Source organism: Sorangium sp. So ce295 (assembly GCF_051527405.1).
Classification (GTDB): domain Bacteria; phylum Myxococcota_A; class Polyangia; order Polyangiales; family Polyangiaceae; genus Sorangium; species Sorangium cellulosum_B.
In genome coordinates this window covers 1668682-1686587 of record NZ_CP150324.1, presented here as the reverse complement: position 1 = coordinate 1686587, position 17906 = coordinate 1668682, and the positions used below count along the sequence as shown (strand labels likewise).

Here is a 17906-nt window from a genome sequence, read left to right as displayed (position 1 = left end):
TGCGGTCGTCGACCGACGCCGCCGCGGCGTCGCCAGAGCGGGAATCCGGCGCCTCTTCGCCTTGCGGAGGGTCGGGCCGACGGCGGTGCGATGATCGCTACCTGGAGATCACGATCCAGGTGAGCTCGTCGATCCCGGAGAGCGGCGCCGTCTTGACGACCGCGCCGTCGGCCTCCCCTGCGGCCGGCGCCGAGAGCTTGCCGTCGTACTCGCTCATCGTCCGGAACCTCACGGGCGTCCCTGGCGCCAGGTCCGAGGGGGCCTGGACCCCGATGGGCGAGTCGCTGGTCGTCGCGAACGGGTAGAGCGCGTAGACCGCCACGATCTCCTCCCCGCCGAGATCGGGGAGCGGTGGCACGCGCTCGGGCGGGATCCTCCGGGCCGCGATGTCGTGGAGGGCCTCGCCGAGCGGCGTCGCGAGCGCGGCGCGGCTCACGGTGAGCTGGAGGCCATCGCCGACCTCCAGGACCTGCGGATCATCGCTGTTCGGACCAAGGACGGCGCCCGCGGGCAGGTGCGGCACGAAGAGCGATCCCGCATCGACGGTGACCGCGTCGGTGAAGCGCAGCGGGAACAGGGTCGTTCCCCGGCGCGGCGTCGTCCCCGCGTCCTCCATCGACTTCACAACGAAGTCGACAGGCGGCTCCGCGTCGCAGAGGAAGGTGAAGCGACCATCCGCCCTCGATCGGTCCGAGTAGCAGACCGCGGTGTTGCAAAACAGCACGGTGGCTCCGCCGATGGGCTGTCCCGCCTCGTCCGCGAGCACGCCGGTCACGCCTGGACCCGCCGGCGCGCCGCCTGCGCCGGAGCCGCCCGTCGCGCCGCCGCCTCCCGCCGCGCCGCCAGCGTCGCCACCACCGCTGACCGCTGCGCTGCCGCCGCCTCCGGCGCCGCCGCCCGTCGCTGCGCCGCCGCCGGCGTCCCCCGCCCCGCTGGTCGAGCCGCCGCCTCCGTCGCAACCGGACGCGATCAGCACGACCATCAGGAGCAGGGCGCGCCTCATCATTCGGCCAGCGCCTGCTCGATGACCGCCGTCATCGCATCCGGATCGTACTCATGCGTGACATACCGGACGATGCCGTCCTTCCCGACGATCACGTCGACCGGAAACGGATTGGGGCCGGGGAAATTGGACGTCACGGCGGCGTAGGTGCTCGCGGTCTCCTCGAGCCCGACCGGAAAGCTGACCTTGATGTTGTCGCAATACGTCTGTACCTGGCCGATCTGATCGACCGGCTCCCTCGGGTTGAGGGCGACGATCTGCAGGCCTTGGTCCTTGTACTTCAGCCAGAACCGCTCCTCGGTGTCCGGCAGGTGGTTGGCGCAGACCGGACAGAAGGTGGCAAAGTAGGTGAGCAGAAGCACGCCCCCCGCCGACTCCTCCGAGGTCCATGTCGTGCCGTCCAGCATCGTGCCCGTGGTCGCGGGCAGGGGCGCCCCGACGCTCACGCCGGGCGCGTTGCCGACGAGATAGCTCTTCCGCACCGGGGCCGCGGGGTCGTCCGAGGTGATGTGGAGATAGCCGATCTCCTGGTCCGTCGCCGAGGCCAGGTAGGTCACGTCGAGCTCGATCGTCTCGCCGGGCGCGATCCGGGCCTGGCGCGGCTCGACGCTGAACGCGGAGCCGCTGACCCAGTTGTCCACCAGCGTGAGCGGCGCCGTCCCCTGGTTCGTGACCTCGAGCGGGAGCGTCTTCCTGTCCCCGGCCGCGACCGGGCCGAAATCGATCCGCGCGGCGGATTCCGGGAGACGGATGTTGGGGGCGAGGCGGTCCGGCTCGAGGCGGTAGGAATACGGGTTCTCCCAGGTGCCGATGAACACGTCCTGACCCCGGGCGGCGACGCCGAAGGTGCGCATCGTGGGGAGCTCGCGATCCGGATCGTCGTACTCGAACGCCCTCGGGATGCGCACGGCCGCGATGAAGGTCGGGGCGGCGGGCGTGGACACGTCGTACACGCGCACGTCGTTCCACGCGGCGACGAAGAGGCGGCGCTCGGAGGTTGCCAGGCGGAGCGGGGTCCCGGGCATCTCGGCGCGCCCGACGACGACCGGGCGCGCGAGGTCGGAGATGTCGACGACGGCGACGCCCGCAGAGCCCGCCGCCACATACGCGAAGTCGCCGTCCACGACGACGCCCTTCGCCTGGCCGCCAGTCGCCACGCGCCCGAGCTCCACCGGCGCCGTCGGGTCCGTCGCGTCGACCGTGACGAGCCCGTCCACGCCGTCGGCGACGAAGACATGGTTGTCGCGCGCCGCGACCCCCCACGCATTGGTGAATCCACCCAGGCTGCCGACCCGCGTGAACCCGACCGCGCTGTCGTAGCGGTAGACGCCGAGGCCATCTCCGTGCAGCCCCACGAAGATGTTGTGGTTCGCGACGTCGACTCCCTCGTAGCTGATCCCCTCCTCCTGCAGGACAGGGAGCTGCACCGGGGCCTCGGGATCGCTGATGTCCCAGCCGCTCAGGAAGGCCGGGTTCCGGATGTTGCCGAGGTGCGTGGTGAAGACGAGATCATCGTCCCACGCGAGGTGCTTGCAGCCGGGCGTGCGGGTATCGCCGGGGATTGTGTGCTTGAGCCCCCCCGCGAGCACCTCCATGTCGGCGGGGTCCTCCGCATCGATGACGTTGAATGTGTAGCTGCAATTGAGGAGCAAGTCATCGTCGCGGACGCGGACCTCATCCGTGTGGCTCCCGACTTCGTGCAAGCTCTGGAGCTGCACAAGCGGGCTCAGGAAATGCCCGGGCTGGAGCGCGGTCGGGACGCATTCCCCGCCGACGTCCTCGGTGCCCTCGCCGCAGACGACACCGGGGCTCGTCGCCGAAGGCACGCACGCGCCGTCGACGTCCTCGGTGCCCTCGCCGCAGACGACGCCGGGGCTCGTCGCCGAAGGCACACACACGCCGCCTTCGGCCTTCGTGCCTGGACCGCACGACAGCCCGGTCTCGCTCACCGCATCGTCGTCTCCGCAGGCGGACAAGGCGAGCAAGATCAGCGCGGAGGCGGAAGCGCGACGTCGCAGCAGCGTCATGAAGAGCTCCTTGGAGGGGATGAAGGACAGGGCGGCTGATGAAGCAAGGGCAGCGTCTTTGCGACGATACAAGTCGCCAGGGGGGCCTGGGCAAGGAGAACCGGGGTCGCGGCGGCGCCGGCGCACATCTCCGACGGTGTCCCCCGTTGCGCCGTCCGGACCAGGTGGGGTCCAGGTCGGAGGCGGAGATTCGGAGGGGGGGCGGCCTCCGCGGCTCGATGGCCTGGGGGGCCGAACATGACGCGTCACCGAGGACGCAGGCCTCGGAGCGGTCCCGCGTGCAGCGCGCGGGGCATGTGGTAGGGACCCCCCGGCAGCGTCGTTAGAAGGGTCGTGGTCGCAGGAGACCACGAGAGAACACGGGAAGGTTCATGTTGAGGAGTGGCTTCGTCAACTGGCTTGGCACGTTCGAGAGCGATCGCGCGGTGTTCTCGGAATCGCAGATCGAGGTGATGGACTGCTGGGGTGTCGGCGTGCGCTTCGGCGTCGTGCCCGTATCTCGATCGAAGGCGTACTGGGCCGGCGCCGCGGCCTGCCCTGAAGCTCGGGGCAAGGAGCCGGCAGATCATCGGGCCGAGCTCCGCGCCCTCTTCCGCGGGTGGCCGAGCCCGATACCGCGATTGATAGAGGAGACGCCCATCGAGCGCATGAACAAGATCTACGTCCACGATCACGATCCCATCGACACGTGGCATCGAGGCAACGTCTTGCTGATCGGCGACGCCGCGCACGCGGCGCTGCCCACGTCGGGCCAAGGCGCCAGTCAGGCCCTCGAAGACGCGTGGCACCTGGCCGACTGCCTGGGCAGCGCGGCCTCCCTCGAGGAGGCGTTCACCGCCTTCACGAAGCGCCGCCACGCCAAGAACGCCGCGATCAACGCGGGCGCCCGCGACCTCGCGCGCTCGCTGTTCGCGACCGATCGTGCGCTCTGCGAGGCGAGGGATCGCAGGAGCAAGGCGACCGACTACGAGGCCATGGTGCAGGGCATGGCGAGGGGCTGGTCCAGCGGACTGCCGATGAGCGGGCGTCCGGGCGCCCCGGCGGCTCGGCCTCAGGCGTGACGAGCCCGGGAGGGGCGCTCCTGCGCGACCGCGCGCAGCCCCGTCTCGGCGAGTCGCTGCTCTACTCCTCGTCCGGATCGTCTCCGAAGAGCGCCCCGACGGACCACGTGATCGCGTCGAACGGCTCTGCCCTGACGCGCTCGCCCCGCTCTGCCGTGAGCACGTTCAGATACCCGTCATCCATCCAGCGATGCACGGTGAGCACCTCGTTCATTGGATCCACGATCCAGTAATGGGGCACCTTGCACCGGTGGTAGGTGCGCATCTTCTTCACGAGATCGTTGCGCGTGTTGCGCGTGTTCGAGACGCTCAGCACCTCGCAAACCCAGTCGGGCCGCACGAGGATCGGCGTCTTTTCGGGCAGCTCCGGTAGGCGCTCACGCCGCCAGCCCGCCACGTCGGGGCGGTAGATCTCGTGCTCCTCGAGCTGCACCTCGACCTCGGTGGCGAACCACCACCCTCCTGGCCAGCGACCGCCAGGCCGCCGGTTGTAGGGGCGGAACACGATCCCGGCGAGCGATGCCTGGGCGCCGCCGTGCTTCGGCGAAGGCATCGCCTTCGGGACGAGCTCGCCGTCGATGATCTCGTGGAAGCGCTGCGCCTCGGGGACGGCCAGCAGATCCGCGATCGTGGCGAGCTTGCGCGCGGGGAGCGACACGGCTCCACCATCGTGCCGTACCCGCGCGGAGCCCGCCAGCGGGCACGTGCCAGGCGCCGCTCGGGCCCGCACCCGTGCAGCCGTCTTGCCGGCTTCGCGTGGCGCAGCCTCGACTCCGAGCGCGGCGCTTCCGGATTGCCCGCCGCCGGCGCCCCCGGCTCGTCCGCTCCCGCAGGATACTTTGCGGCCCGGTAGACCGATGGTAGGCCCCGTTCTCCAGGGCGCACGACCTCGCGGCCAGGCGCGACAGGCCCTCGCGAGGCGCCCACGCGGCCCTCCCCCCTGTGTGCCCATGATCACCGCCGAACCAGGTCCCCCGCCGCCGCCGAGCGCCGCCGGCTCTCATGACAGCGTCCCGCCGCGATCGCCGAGCGGCCCGCCCGCCCGGCAGAGCGCGCCGCCGGGGCGGTCCGTCCCCCCGCCGGGGCGGTCGGCCGCCCCTCCCCCGCCGCGCCGCAGCGCCTGGACGACCCGCCTCGGCGAGGCCTGCGTGCTCGGCCTCGGCGTCGCCTCGCTCTCCGCCGTGCCGACAGCGCTCCGCACCGCCCGCGCCGGCGCGTCTTTCCTCGACGGGCTCCTCGTCGGGACCGCCGTCCTGCTCCCGCTCGTCACGCTCGCGCTCATCCTCTCGCGCGCGGCCGGCCGCGGCTTCCGCGGCATCGTCGGCGCGGGCGGCGAGCGGCTCGCCGTCCTCCGCGTCGCGCTCTGGATCGGCGTCGCCTTCCCGGTGCTCGCCGCGCTCGCCGCCCTCCTCAAGGCGACGACGCACCACCGAGGCCTCGCCGGCGCGACCTTCGGCGTCCTCGGCCTCGCCGGCGTCGTGGCAGCGGCGCTCGTCACCCAGCGCCTCGTCGCGCTCGGCGATCGCCTCGCCGCCCGCGGCGTGAAGCCGTGGCTCCTCGCCGTCGCCGGCACGGCGATCGGCGTCGTGCCCCTCGTCGCCGCCTTCGCTCCGCTCGCCGCCCACGCGGCCAGCACGACCGGCGACGCCGGGGCCGCCGTGCGCGCCGCCATCGTCGACGGCGCCATCGCGCTCGTGGCGACCGCGCTCGTCTCGAGCGTCGACCTCAGCGCGGCCGTCGGCCGCATCGCCGGCGTCGCGGGCGTCCCCCTCGCCGCCCTGGTCCTCATGACCGCGACCGCCCGGATCGAGTCGTTCCCCCCGCTCGGCCAGGCCGTGCGCGCCGGCGGCGGGCTCGCGGCCACGCTCTTCAGCGCGCTCGAGCAGTGGACCGACCGCGACGGCGACGGGATGGGCTCGCACTTCGGCGGCCTCGACTGCGACGAGGGCGATCCCACCCGGTATCACGGCGCACCGGAAACGCCGGGCGACGGCATCGATCAGGACTGCAGCGACGGGGCCCACGAGGGCGCCGCCTCCCTGCCCGCCAGGGCCGTCGCGGGCTCGCCTGCCGGCGCGCTGACGACCGCGGCCGCCGGCGCCCCGCCTGCCGCCGCTTCCGGCGCCCCGCCGGCCGCTCCTGCCGGCGCCACGACGGCCGCTCCTGCCGGCGCCACGACGGCCGCGCCCGTGCGCGCCGCCTCCGCGCCCGCCGCGCGCGACGAGGGCGGCGCGGTCATCCCGGCCGTCCTGACGAAGACCATCTCCCCCGCCGGGACCACGCCCGCGCCCGCCGCGCCCGCCGCCGCGCCGATGCGCCCCGACGTCCTCCTCGTCACGCTCGACACGGTCCGCGCCGACCACACGTCGGCCTACGGCTATGGCCGCGACACCAGCCCGCGGCTCGCCGAGCTCGCGGCCCGCGGCGTGCTGTTCGAGCGCGCCTACGCCGCCTCGAGCGAGACGCAGCGGGCCATCTCGCCGCTCGTCACCGGCCGCCGCCTCAACCGAGCGGCGCGCGACCGCCGCGAGTGGCCCACGCTGCTACCCGAGAACGACACCCTCGCGGAGCGCATGAAGCGCGCCGGCTACCTCACCGCCGCGGTCAGCTCGTTCACGTGGATCAGCCAGGAGCGCGGCTTCGATCAAGGGTTCGACCGCTTCGAGACCGTCTACGGCGACGCCCACCCGGAGCGCGAGGCGACAGGCCACCTCGCGGTCGAGAAGGCCATCGCGCTCCTCGAGGGGGTTGCCCAGCGCACCCAGCCGATCTTCCTCTGGCTCCACCTCTTCGACGCCCACGAGCGCTACGTCGCCCACCCCGGCATCCGCTTCGGCGCCGGCAGGACCGCCGCCTACGACGGCGAGATCGCCTACGTCGACCGGCAGCTCGGCGCCCTGCTCGACGCCGTGGCGAGGGGCCCCCGCGCCGGCCGCACGGCGGTCATCGTCCACGGCTCGCAGGGCGAGGGGCTCGGCGAGCACGGCCCCGTGGGGCACGGCGTCGAGCTCTACGAGGAGGCGATCCGCGTCCCCCTCGTCATCGCCCTCCCCGGCGCCGCGCCGGGCCGTTACCCGCATCCCGTGAGCACGGTCGACATCGCGCCCACCGTCCTCGACGTCGGCGGCGCGGAGGCGACGGCCGTCGAAGGCGCCTCCCTGGCCGCGATCGCCACCGGCGCCGAGCGCGCTCCCCGAGGGCCGGTGTTCGCCCGCACCGCCCGCCGCGCCGCGGTCGTCGACGGGCAGCTCAAGCTCCTCGTGATCGAGCGGAAGAAGCGTGACCGGCTGCTCCTGTTCGATCTCGGGAGCGATCCGCGGGAGACCCGCGACCTGTCCGGCGAGCGGCGCTTCGAGGCCGACCTCGGGCGGCTCCGCGAAAAGTTGTCTGCCTTCGAGTCTCCCTCGCAGTAGAGTTTACTGCGAGGGATCATGCACCGACTCGCCCCTTCGACGCGGAAGCCCGCGCCCCCCCGCGCGAGGGCGCTGCGCGCCGCCGTCGCCGTCGGCTTCGCGCTGGGCCTCGCCTCGCTCGCGCTGCTCGTCGTGCGGCTCGCGCAGGCGCCGTCCGTGCCGCTCACGCTCGGCGCGGGCGCCATCACCGGCTCGCTGCCGCGGCGCCTCCGGTTCGAGTGGCGCCTCGTGCGCGATCGTCACTGGCAGATCGCCTCGTCGCCCGCCGAGTCGCGCGAGGCCACCGACCAGATCGAGGGCACCCGCGGCACCTGCCCGACGGGCATGGTCGAGGTCTCCGGCCTCATGAAGCTCGACCCCGCCCCGAAGGCCCAGGGCGACCTGCGCTCCATCGACGAGATGCAGCGGACCACCTGCAAGCACTGGATCAGCAGGGACTACCCCGAGCGGTGCGCGGAGTTCGATCGCGAGAAGTGGCTCTCGATGTCGAAGGATCTCGACACGAAGCCGATGCACTTCTGCATGGATCGCTACGAGTACCCCAACCAGAAGGGCGTCTATCCGTTCATCCTCGTCTCGTTCTACGAGGCGAACGAGCTCTGCGCCGAGGAGGGCAAGCGCCTCTGCGACGAGGCCGAGTGGACCTTCGCCTGCGAGGGCGAGGAGGCGCGCCCCTACCCCTACGGTTACGTCCGCGAGCCTGAAGCGTGCGTCGTCGATCAGGGTTGGCGCCCGTACATCGAGACCGCGCTGCGCCCCCGTGGCGGCCCCGCGGCCATGGCCGAGATGGACCGGCTCTGGCAGGGCATGGCGTCGGGCGTCCAGCCCCGCTGCCGGAGCCCCTTCGGCGTCTACGACATGACCGGCAACATCGATGAGTGGACCCGTTCCGTCCGTGAGGGCGAGCGCCCCTCCATCCTGAAGGGCGGCTACTGGGGTCCTGTCCGCACGCGCTGCCGCCCCTCGACCCGCTCGCACGACGAGAACCACATGTTCTACCAGCAGGGCTTCCGCTGCTGCGCGGACCACGGCGCCACGATCGGCGTCCCCGCGGAGCGCGCCGTCTCCGGCGATCCTGCCGCCGCCCCGCTGCCGCGCGAGCTCCGCTGACGCGCTCGCTGGCGTGCAGACAAGCGCGCGGCGCGCGTCATCGGAGCTCACGCCGCCGCGCAGTCGACCGCGCTCGCCGCAGCGCGTATCCTCTGCGCTGATGGACCACCCCCCCGCCGGACAGGGCGCCTCGCCTGGCCCCCGCGACGTGCGCGCCGAGCACGCCGGCACGCGCCTCGCTGCGCGGGCGGAGCCGCCGGGCGCCGCGCCAGCCCCGCCGCGCGCGCGCCAGCTCGATCGGCTGACCGGGCTCGTGCTCCTCGCCGCCGCCGCCGCCGTGCTGCTCCCGACGGCGCCCGTCGTGTTCCGGGCGGTCGCCGGCGATCGCTCGCCGGCGCAGAGCGCTGGCCGCTTCGCGCACCTCCTCGACGGGCGTTCCCCGGCGGACCGGCGCGCGCAGGTCCACCCTCGTTTCCCGTTCGACGACGATCCAGGCTCCGACGAGGGGCCATCCCCTCACGACGACGGCCCTGCCTTCGACGACGAGGAGGACCCGGGCGGGCCTGCGCGCCTCCAGGCGGGCATCGCCTCGCGCGGCATCACGCTGCTCGACGAGCCGCGGGCGGACGGCACCCGGGTCGGCGCCATCGCCGCGGGCGAGATCGTGATGATCGTGCGCGAGTCGGGCGCGTGGGCCCTCGTCATGAAGAACGGCGGGGGCGAGCTGCTCATGGGCTGGGCCCGCCGGAGCGAGATCGCCATCCGATGAGCGCGCGCTCGCCGGAGTCGCCGCGCGCCTACCGCGCTCGCCTGCTCACCCCGATCCCCGCGTCGCCGGACGGCGCTCAGGTCCGATTCATCGACGACGCGCTGCTCGTGGTCGGCGGCGACGGTCGAATCGCCCAGGCAGCGCCGTTCGCCCCGGGCGCGTTCCGCGGGCCGGTGCTGGACCTGCGGCCTGCGGTGTTGATGCCGGGCTTCATCGACGCGCACGTCCATTTCCCGCAGACGCGCATCATCGGCAGCGCCAGCGGCCCGCTGCTCGACTGGCTCGATCGGTCGGTCTTCCCCGAGGAGGCCCGCTTCCGCGACGAGGCCTATGCCACGCTCGTCGCGGGCGAGTTCACAAACCGGCTGCTCGCGTCGGGCACGACCACCTGCGTCGTCTTCTCCAGCTCGTGCGCCGGCGCGACCGACCGGCTGTTCCGCGCCCTGCTGGCCGCCGGCTTGCGCGGCATCGCCGGCCTCACGCTCATGGACCAGAGCTGCCCGGAGGCGCTCCGCGTCCCTCGCGACGAGGCCATCCCCGCCGCCCGCGATCTCGTGCAGCGCTGGCACGGCGAGGGCGGCGGCCTCCTCGAGTTCGCGATCACCCCCCGCTTTGCCCCGAGCTGCTCCCGTCCCTTGATGGAGGCGGCCGCGCGGCTCGCCCGCGATCACGGCCTCCTCGTGCAAACGCACGTCGCCGAGAACCCGGCCGAGGGCGAGGCCACCTTGCGCGCGCACCCCTGGGCGCGCGACTACGTCGACGTCTACGACCGCGTCGGCCTGCTCACCGGGCGCGCCCTGCTCGCGCATGCGATTCACCTCTCGCCGCGCGAGTGGGACCGCCTCGCGGAGACGGGCTCCTCGGTCGTCCACTGCCCCGACTCGAACTTCTTCCTGGGCAGCGGCCGCATGCGCCTCTCCGACCCGCGCGCGCGCGGGGTCCTGGTCGGGCTGGGCAGCGACGTCGGCGCTGGCCGCAGCTTCGACATGCGTCGCAGCATGTCGAGCGCCTTCGACAACGCCCTCTGCCTCGGCGACCGCCTGACCCCGGCGGATCTCTTCGTCATGGCCACGCAGGGCACCGCCGACGCCATCGGCCTGGGCCGCGTCGTCGGCAGCCTCGACGTCGGCAAGGAGGCGGACTTCATCGCCGTGCGTTTCCCCGAGCACGTGCTCGGCGAGGCCGAGACGCTGAACCACCTCGTCTTCGCGTCCGACGCGACCGTCGCGACCGTCCAACGCGCGTTCGTGCGCGGCCGGCCAGTCTACCCCTGACCGCTCCCCCTCTCGTCCTCGGCGGCCTCATAGACCTCGAGCTCCCAGACGAGGATCTCGAAGTCTCGCCGCAGGATGTACCGTGCGCCGTCGTCCCCGCGCACCTTGAAGTAGTGGTGATCGCCCCCGGGCCACCGGTCGAGGATCTCCGTCACCCGCACGCGGCGCTCCCCCAGGGTGACCGTCTCGGGCTCTTCGCTCCCGCCGTGGCCGGCACGGCACGCCACATCGACCCGCATCTGCCTCTCGCGCAGGGTAGCAGGCGCGGGCGCCTGGCTCCCGCGATCCCTCCAGGGAGAGGGCTCGTTCGGCCGGACGCCCCGCAATGGCGGCGCTCCCGGGGTGTCGCGCCCGGGAGCGCCTCCTCGCTCAGTTCGGGTTGACCGAACAGCCGTAGAGCAGCTCCATGCCCGCGGTGTTGTCCTGCGCCGCCATGGCGCACGTGTCCTCGCACAGCTTGATCTGCCCCTCCTCGATGTAGAAGGACGAGGTCGCCCCGGCGCACTCCTCGAGGCTCTTCACCTGGGAGAAGGTCTTCTTCTGCCCGCCGTCGCTCGGCGTGAACTCGATCTGCACCGTCTTCAGGTCGATCGAGTGTCCATCCGGCGCCTTGGGCACCTCGATCTCGCACGACAGCTTGGCGCCCGAGATCACGCTGTCTGCGATGGCCTGGAACACCGCATCGTAGGTGGCGTGCTGCTGGATCGGGTACCTCAGCCCGCCGGTCATGACGCTGAGGACCTGATAGGTCGTCCCGGGATCGACCGAGTCTGGCCGGCACTGCTCCCAGGTGGCTGGCGCCTCCGGCGGCCAGGGGGCGGTGATTGGGTCGTTCTCCTTGATGCCCACGAAGCTGAAGAACTTGTAGTTGCGCGCGTCCTTCGAGCCGAAGAACTCCGGCGCGACCGCCATGAGGGCGGCGTCGAAGGTCTCTGCCGAGAGGGTGCCGCCGGCGACGTTCTCGTTCTCGGGCAGATCGTCGTCGAGGTCGTAAAGTTTGATGTCAGCCCCCTCGTCGACGGCCGTCTTGCTCGCGCCGAGCGACTTCGTCGTGCAGTCGACGCCGTCATCGGTGATCTCGACGAACACCTTGAGCGAGTCCTCCCGCAGCCACTGCGACCACCCGGGTGACGCGGTCTCTCCCCTGGGCTGGATCGCGCCCTTCAGCGTGTCGATCGCCATGCAGAGCGAGTCGAGGCTGCTGATATCCAGGTTGTACTGGTAGAAGTGCGGTGGATTGGTGTTCGGGATCGACGGGACCGGCGAACAGCTCCCGCTGCCGAGCGGCGCCTCGATGCAGACCGATTGCTCCAGGTCCGAGCTGCCGTGCCTCGATAGCATGATGACGCGGAAATCGATCTTGCTCGCCGCGATGATCGAGGCGAAGTTCTGGTTGATGTTCCGCTGGACGCTGTTGATCTCGTCCTTCATGCTCTCCGAGTTGTCGATGATGAAGATGATGTCGGCCGGGCGCTGCTCGTAATCGGCCTGCAATCGGGTCGCGACGCACGCCGTATCGCCGTTGAGCGACGCGTCCTTGTCCCCGGCCCCTGCGTCGACATCGAACTCACCGCCGTCCCCGAGCCCGCTCCCGGACGTCTCGCCGCTGCTGCCGCTGCCGCCGCTGCCGCTTCCAGAGCCGCTGTTGCCGGGGTTCGCCTCACCACCCCCGCCGGAGCACCCACCGATGGCTGCCGCCGCCGCAAGCAAACCCAGACCAACCAGCCCAACAAGCGTCTTCGTCGAGAGCTTCAAAATGACCTCCAAATTGGGGAACGCGACAATGCGCAGCGACCGAGGTTACCAGACTCACGTCCCAGTGGACGCGATCGTCATGAAATAATCCAGACCGACATGAGGTAGACAACCGACCACCGTTGTCGGTCCAGGTACCTTGTCCACGACCGGTCGACTCGCCCTCTGGGACAGGCTCACCAAAGGAGCGAGGACATGGCCGAGGGCGGGTGAACCGGAGCGCCGCACGACGCGGCGGCCCCAGGGCAGCCCGGCGAGACCACCCTCGGGTACACACAGCGAGCGCGGCGCACAGCCATCCTGACCGCTCTCCTCGGCCGCTCGGCGGCGGGAGTCGCAACTTTGCGATGGGGAGGGGCTAGACTGCGCTCTTCGAGGCGACGAGTTCGCGCGCCGCCGCGAGCAGGCGCTCGGGCGTGTTCGCCTCGGGCTCTTCGGTGACGAGCTCGACGAGGCGCTCCAGGAGCTCGCCGACGAGCCGGCTCGGCGGAATGCCGAGCTCCTTCATCAATCGATTGCCGTTCACGGCGAGATCCTTGGCCGAGAGCGCCGCGCCCGCGGCGAGCAGCGCGTCCACGCGCTCCCGGAGCCGCCCGATCGTGGCGATGTCCTCGGTCGCCTCGCGCCCCTTGCCGAGCGCGTCGGCGAAGCCGATCTCGTAGAGATCCGGCGCCAGCGCCGGCGTCACCCGGCGGAGCCAGCGGCGCACCGCTGCGTCCGTCCAGGTGTCGTCGTAGCAGATCAGGTGGTGTCGGATGAGCGCCACGATCCGCGCCCGCTCGTCGTTCGAGAAGCGGAGCCGCGTGAGGATCGGGTCGGCCATCTCGGCCCCGACCCGCTCGTGCTCGTAGAACGTGTAGTCCTTCGTCTTGTCGGAGAACTCGCGCGTCCTCGGCTTCCCGATGTCGTGCATCAGCGCCGCCACGCGGAGGATCGGCTCGGGCTTGCACGCGTCGAGGCAGGCCATCGCGTGCCCCCACACGTCGTAGGCGTGCCATCGGTTCTGCTCGCACCCGACCGACTCGATCATCTCCGGGCAGGTGATCGCCAGCAGCTCCGTCCGGCGCATGATCTCGAACGCCACGCTCGGGCGGCGCGCGCGCATCGCCTTCAGCCACTCGTCGCGCACCCGCTCCGCGCTCACGCAGCGGAACGTCTGGTGCGACCGCGCTGTGCCCATCGCGCGCTCGGTCTCTGGGTCCAGCGTGCCCTCCAGCGTCGCGGCGAAGCGCGCCGCGCGCAGCACCCGCAGCCCGTCCTCGGCGAACCGCTCGCCCGGATCCCCGACCGCGCGGATGACCTTCGCCTCGAGATCGCTCCTCCCGCCGAACGGATCGATGAGGTGCCCGTCCACCGGATCGATCGCGATGGCGTTCATGGTGAAGTCCCGCCGCGCGAGATCGGCGGTGATGTCGTCCACGAACTCGACCCGGTCCGGCCGCCTGCCGTCGCTGTAGGTCCCGTCGCCGCGCAGGGTCGTGACCTCGTACGGCACGCCGCGCACGAGGACGGTCACCGTCCCGTGCTGGATCCCGGTCGGGATCACCTTCCGGAACGCGGCCACGACCTCCTCCGGCCGCGCGTCGGTCGCGACGTCCCAGTCCTTGGCGTCCTGCCCGCGGAGCAGGTCGCGCACGCAGCCGCCCACGATCCAGCCGCGCTTGCCGCGCTCGCGGAGGCGGCGACAGATGCCGAGCACGTCCTCGGGGACGGCCTCGATGAGGTGATCGATCCGGGTCACGCCTGCGGCTTATCACGGGGCACGGCGAGCAGGGCCCCCGCCGAGCGCACGCTCACTTCTTCGGGTGAGCCCAGGGGTCCCGGACATCCGGGTTCTTGGGGGTCCGGGTCGTCGGCACCGCCGGCGGCCGTCCCGTCCCGGGCCTCGCCTTCGGACCGCTCTTCTCGTCGGCCTCGAGCTTCACGAGCTTGCTCGGCTCGGTGCCGTCGAGCACCACCGTGCTGGGCTGGTACCCCTCGGCCCGGATGTCGATCGTGACCGTCTGCCCCTGCTCCACGTCGATGCTCGCCGGCAGCTTCAGCTCCACGCCGTTGCGGTAGCCGACCGCCGTCTCCGGCACCGCGGCCAGCGCCACCACCGTCTTCTGGACCGGCGGCGGCTCGGGGGGCGCCGGCTTGGCGGGCGCCTCGACCGGCGGCTTCTGCGCCTTCTGGGCGTTGTCCCTGGCCGACCCGCTCGCGCCGATCACGAAGATCGCCGTCACGATCCCCACCGCGGCCGCCGCCCCGGCGACCCACACGTAGCGGGGCCAAGGCGAGCGCGGGGGCGACGGCGGCGTCGCGGGGACGATCACCTTCGAGGTCTTGAAGTAATCGTGCGGCACGTTGAAGCCGCCCGAGCGCGCCATCATCTCCGCGACCGCGCCCGGCACGCCCCCGCACCTCACCTGCTCGAGGTCGGCGTGGAGATCGCTCATGGTCTGGTAGCGCGACTCCGGCTTCTTGGAGAGGCACTTCAGGATCACCGCCTCGAGCCCGGGCGGGCAGTCCGGGCCGCCGACGAGCGCGCGGATGGGGACCGGCGCCTTGTACATGTGCTGCGTCAGGATCCCCATGAAGTTGTCGGCGTTGAACGGGAGCTGGCGGCTCACGAGCTCGTAGAGCATCACGCCGAGCGAGTAGATGTCGGTCCGGTGATCGATGGGCGCCCCCGCGGCCTGCTCCGGGGACATGTAGTGCGGCGTCCCGAACACCGCGCCGGCGCGCGTCAGCTTGGTCGTCGTGCTCGTCGACACCTTCGCGATCCCGAAGTCGAGGATCTTCACGAAGTTCGGATCGCTGCCGCGGGCGACCACGAAGACGTTGTCCGGCTTGAGATCGCGGTGGATGATGCCGGCGTCGTGCGCGGCCGCGAGCCCCGCGGACAGCTGCAGCGCGATGTGACAGATGCGATCCATCGGCAGCTCGTTCGGCGAGTCGATGAGCTGCGCCAGGCTCACGCCTTCCAGGTACTCCATGACGAAGTACGTGGAGCCGTCCGGCAGGTCGCCGAAATCGGAGATGTCCACGATGTGCGGGTTGCCGATGCTCGACGCGGAGCGGGCCTCCTGCACGAAGCGCTCGAAGATCTCGCGGTCCCTGGCGAGCTCCGCGCGGAGCACCTTCACCGCGACGCGCTTGTCGATGACCTTGTGGCGGGCGAGGTAGACGAACCCCATCCCGCCCTCGCCGAGCAGCCGCTCGATCTTGTACCGGTGATCGAAGGTCGTCCCGATGTAAGGGTCCTTGGCGCCCGGCGGCCGCCGCTCGCGCGGCTCGACCTCGTCCGGCGGCGGGATCTCCAGGGAAGGCTCCCCCTCGCTGATCGGCACCGGGCTCGTTCGCCCGCTGATCTCGTCATTGTCGGGCTCGCTCTGCCGCCCGAACCGCGGGGCCATCTGGCGCAGCGGCGGCGGCGCCCGGAAGCTCGGCGGCACCTCGCTCGCGGGCCCCTCGACCCACCCTGCCCTGGAGGGCCTCGACGAAGGGCGCAGCTCGACCTCCACCGGCACGTCGTCGTCGGCGCCGCTCGGCTCGATGGAGGACGGCGCGAACGCGGCCGCGACACCGGACGAGCGGGGACCGCCCGCCGCGCTCTTGGGGCGCGACGGGGGCGGCTCCTCGAGCGCGCCTTCCTCGGCGTTGAAGACCCTGCTGCGCGCGGTGTGGTGCTCGTTTTTGGTGGCGCTCATGAAAGGCTCGCGGGCAGAAGTGCACGCCACATGCCGGCAGCTGCGACAGGGTTGGATTCTAGCAGGCGTTCGGTCCGGGAAGCGAGATCATGCGGACCCCGCGCGCGAAAGGGCGCGGCGAGCGCGGCGAGTGCGGCGAGTCGACGGCGTGTCGGCCCACCGCCGACGATGGCGGCCCAGCGTGCCGCGCGCGCCGCGTTCTGCTAGGAGGGCACCGCGATGAGCTACCCTATCGAGGTCGCGCTGCGATATCTCGGCTCCAAGAAGCGGGCGTTCATCTCGGTCGGCACCACGTTCGCGATCCTCGGGGTCGCGCTCGGGGTCGCGGCGCTCGCGACCGTGATGAGCGTGACCGGGGGCTTTCAGGCGGAGTTCCGCGAGAAGGTCCTGGGCGTCAACGCGCACGTCCTGGTGATCAAGTACTCGACGGACTTCCGTGAGTACCGCTCGATCATGGAGCAGGTCTCCAAGGTTCCCGGCGTCGTCGGCGTCGCGCCGTTCAGCATCAACCCCATGATGCTGACGCACGGCGACGCGACGGCGACCGGCGTCCTGGTCAAGGGGGTCGACCCGGCCAGGAGCCTCGGCGTGGGGGCCGAGGGCGCCTCCACGGCCGTGCTCGACCTGCCCCGTCACATCCTCCCGGGCGGCGATCTCGCCGGGCTGCGGCGCCCTGGCTCGAAGCCCGCCGAGCGCGCCGTGCCGTCGTTGCCCGAGGTCCCCCTCCTGGAGCCGGACGCTGGCGCGCGGGGCGCGCTCGCGCCGGACGCGGGCGCCGAGATCGATCTGCTGAAGGCCTACGAGGCCCGGATCCTCGAGGACGAGCGCGCCGCGGCCGCGCGCGACGCCGCGCTCGCGCCCCCGACGGCGCGCGCGGCCGAGGCGGAAGGCGCGCCCGGCGCCGGGGCCGAGGAGGCGGAGGTCGCGCTCGACGAGGGCGCCCCGCGGGGCGCGATCGAGCCGCAGGGCGGCTATGGCAGCGTTCTCCCGGACGACGACGAGCTGCCGCCCGAGGTCGATCCGGACCCCTGCGCCGACAAGGAGCAGATCGCCAGGATGCCGGGCATCGTGATCGGCGCCGCACTGGCGAAGAACCTGTCGCTCGACCTCGGCCAGTGCGTCACTGTCACCTCGCCCACGATCGGCTTCTCGTTCGCGAACGGCGCCATCAAGCCGCCGGTCGCCAAGCGATTCCGGGTCATCGCGATCTTCGAGGCCGGCTTCGAGCAGTACGACACCAAGCTGGCGTACGCCGATCTCTACGAGACGCAGGCGTTCTACGACCAGGGCGACACGGTGACCGGCGTCGAGATGAAGGTCGACGACATCGACAGCGCGAGCGGCATCGCGCGCGAGATCAGCAAGCTCCTCGGCAGCGGGCTCTATTACACGATGGACTGGGAGGAGCTGAACCACGGGCTCTTCACGGCGCTGCGCATCCAGCAGATCGGCATGAGCGCGGTGCTGGCGCTCATCATCGTGGTCGCCGCGTTCACGGTGATCGCGACGCTGATCATGGTGGTGCTCGACAAGAAGAAGGAGATCGCGGTCCTCAAGGCGATGGGCGCGACGGACGGCGCCGTCCTGCGCATCTTCCTCTACCAGGGCGGGATCATCGGCGTCGCGGGCACCACGCTGGGCCTCTTGCTCGGCGTGGCGGTGTGCAAGGGGCTCCTGGTGTACGGCTTCCCGCTCGACCCGAAGGTCTATTTCATCTCCCGCCTCCCCGTCCAGGCGCGCCCGCAGGAGTTCATCATCACGGGCTGCATCGCCATCCTCATCTGCCTCGCCGCCACGATCGTGCCCAGCCTCTACGCCGCGCGCCTCCGCCCCGCCGAGGGCTTCCGCGCGCAGTGAGCCCC

Annotated in this window: 13 protein-coding genes; 6 read left to right on the top strand and 7 right to left on the bottom strand. The window is 71.8% G+C overall.

From position 1 onward, the window contains the following. Positions 1–97 precede the first annotated feature (97 nt). Entirely contained in the window at positions 98–1006 is a 909-nt protein-coding gene (locus WMF11_RS06340) for a hypothetical protein (RefSeq protein WP_437976789.1), read from the bottom strand. Further along, positions 1003–3030: a redoxin domain-containing protein gene (locus tag WMF11_RS06335; RefSeq protein WP_437976788.1), complete on the bottom strand. Its 2028-nt coding sequence runs from the start codon at positions 3028–3030 to the stop codon at positions 1003–1005. Before WMF11_RS06335 ends, WMF11_RS06340 begins: the two co-directional genes overlap by 4 nt. A gap of 371 nt (positions 3031–3401) precedes the next feature. Between WMF11_RS06335 and WMF11_RS06330 the strand changes: the two genes are divergently transcribed. Then, positions 3402–4091, top strand: a complete 690-nt coding sequence (locus tag WMF11_RS06330; protein WP_437976787.1) for an FAD-dependent monooxygenase — start codon at positions 3402–3404, stop codon at positions 4089–4091. A 61-nt stretch (positions 4092–4152) separates the two neighbouring features. Here WMF11_RS06330 and WMF11_RS06325 read toward each other — a convergent pair whose 3' ends face one another. After that, positions 4153–4749 carry a Uma2 family endonuclease gene (locus WMF11_RS06325; protein WP_437907520.1) on the bottom strand — a complete coding sequence of 199 codons (597 nt, stop codon included), beginning with the start codon at positions 4747–4749 and terminating at the stop codon, positions 4153–4155. Positions 4750–5041: 292 nt separating this feature from the next. Between WMF11_RS06325 and WMF11_RS06320 the strand changes: the two genes are divergently transcribed. The 4 genes from WMF11_RS06320 (at position 5042) to WMF11_RS06305 (ending at position 10597) form a co-directional block, all read left to right on the top strand. Further along, positions 5042–7504, top strand: a complete 2463-nt coding sequence (locus tag WMF11_RS06320; RefSeq protein WP_437976786.1) for a sulfatase-like hydrolase/transferase — start codon at positions 5042–5044, stop codon at positions 7502–7504. An 18-nt stretch (positions 7505–7522) separates the two neighbouring features. Then, the gene (locus WMF11_RS06315; RefSeq protein WP_437550149.1) at positions 7523–8614 is read left to right on the top strand and encodes a formylglycine-generating enzyme family protein; all 1092 of its coding nucleotides are present in this window, start codon (positions 7523–7525) and stop codon (positions 8612–8614) included. A gap of 100 nt (positions 8615–8714) precedes the next feature. Further along, entirely contained in the window at positions 8715–9323 is a 609-nt protein-coding gene (locus WMF11_RS06310; protein ID WP_437907518.1) for an SH3 domain-containing protein, read from the top strand. Further along, positions 9320–10597: a guanine deaminase gene (locus WMF11_RS06305; protein ID WP_437907517.1), complete on the top strand. Its 1278-nt coding sequence runs from the start codon at positions 9320–9322 to the stop codon at positions 10595–10597. The genes WMF11_RS06310 and WMF11_RS06305 overlap by 4 nt, the downstream gene beginning before the upstream one ends. Here WMF11_RS06305 and WMF11_RS06300 read toward each other — a convergent pair. The 4 genes from WMF11_RS06300 to WMF11_RS06285 form a co-directional block, all read right to left on the bottom strand. Then, positions 10588–10836: a hypothetical protein gene (locus WMF11_RS06300; protein WP_437550143.1), complete on the bottom strand. Its 249-nt coding sequence runs from the start codon at positions 10834–10836 to the stop codon at positions 10588–10590. The two genes, WMF11_RS06305 and WMF11_RS06300, sit on opposite strands and share 10 nt — an antisense overlap. A gap of 130 nt (positions 10837–10966) precedes the next feature. Next, positions 10967–12352, bottom strand: a complete 1386-nt coding sequence (locus WMF11_RS06295; protein ID WP_437550141.1) for a hypothetical protein — start codon at positions 12350–12352, stop codon at positions 10967–10969. Positions 12353–12710: 358 nt separating this feature from the next. Beyond that, positions 12711–14093, bottom strand: a complete 1383-nt coding sequence (locus WMF11_RS06290; RefSeq protein ID WP_437550139.1) for a CCA tRNA nucleotidyltransferase — start codon at positions 14091–14093, stop codon at positions 12711–12713. A gap of 52 nt (positions 14094–14145) precedes the next feature. After that, a complete protein-coding gene (locus tag WMF11_RS06285; protein WP_437976785.1) occupies positions 14146–16044 on the bottom strand; it encodes a protein kinase domain-containing protein in 1899 nt (632 codons plus the stop codon). A gap of 219 nt (positions 16045–16263) precedes the next feature. Here WMF11_RS06285 and WMF11_RS06280 point away from each other — a divergent pair, with 219 nt between their 5' ends. Beyond that, positions 16264–17901, top strand: a complete 1638-nt coding sequence (locus WMF11_RS06280) for an ABC transporter permease (protein WP_437550136.1) — start codon at positions 16264–16266, stop codon at positions 17899–17901. The last annotated feature ends 5 nt before the right edge of the window (positions 17902–17906 follow it).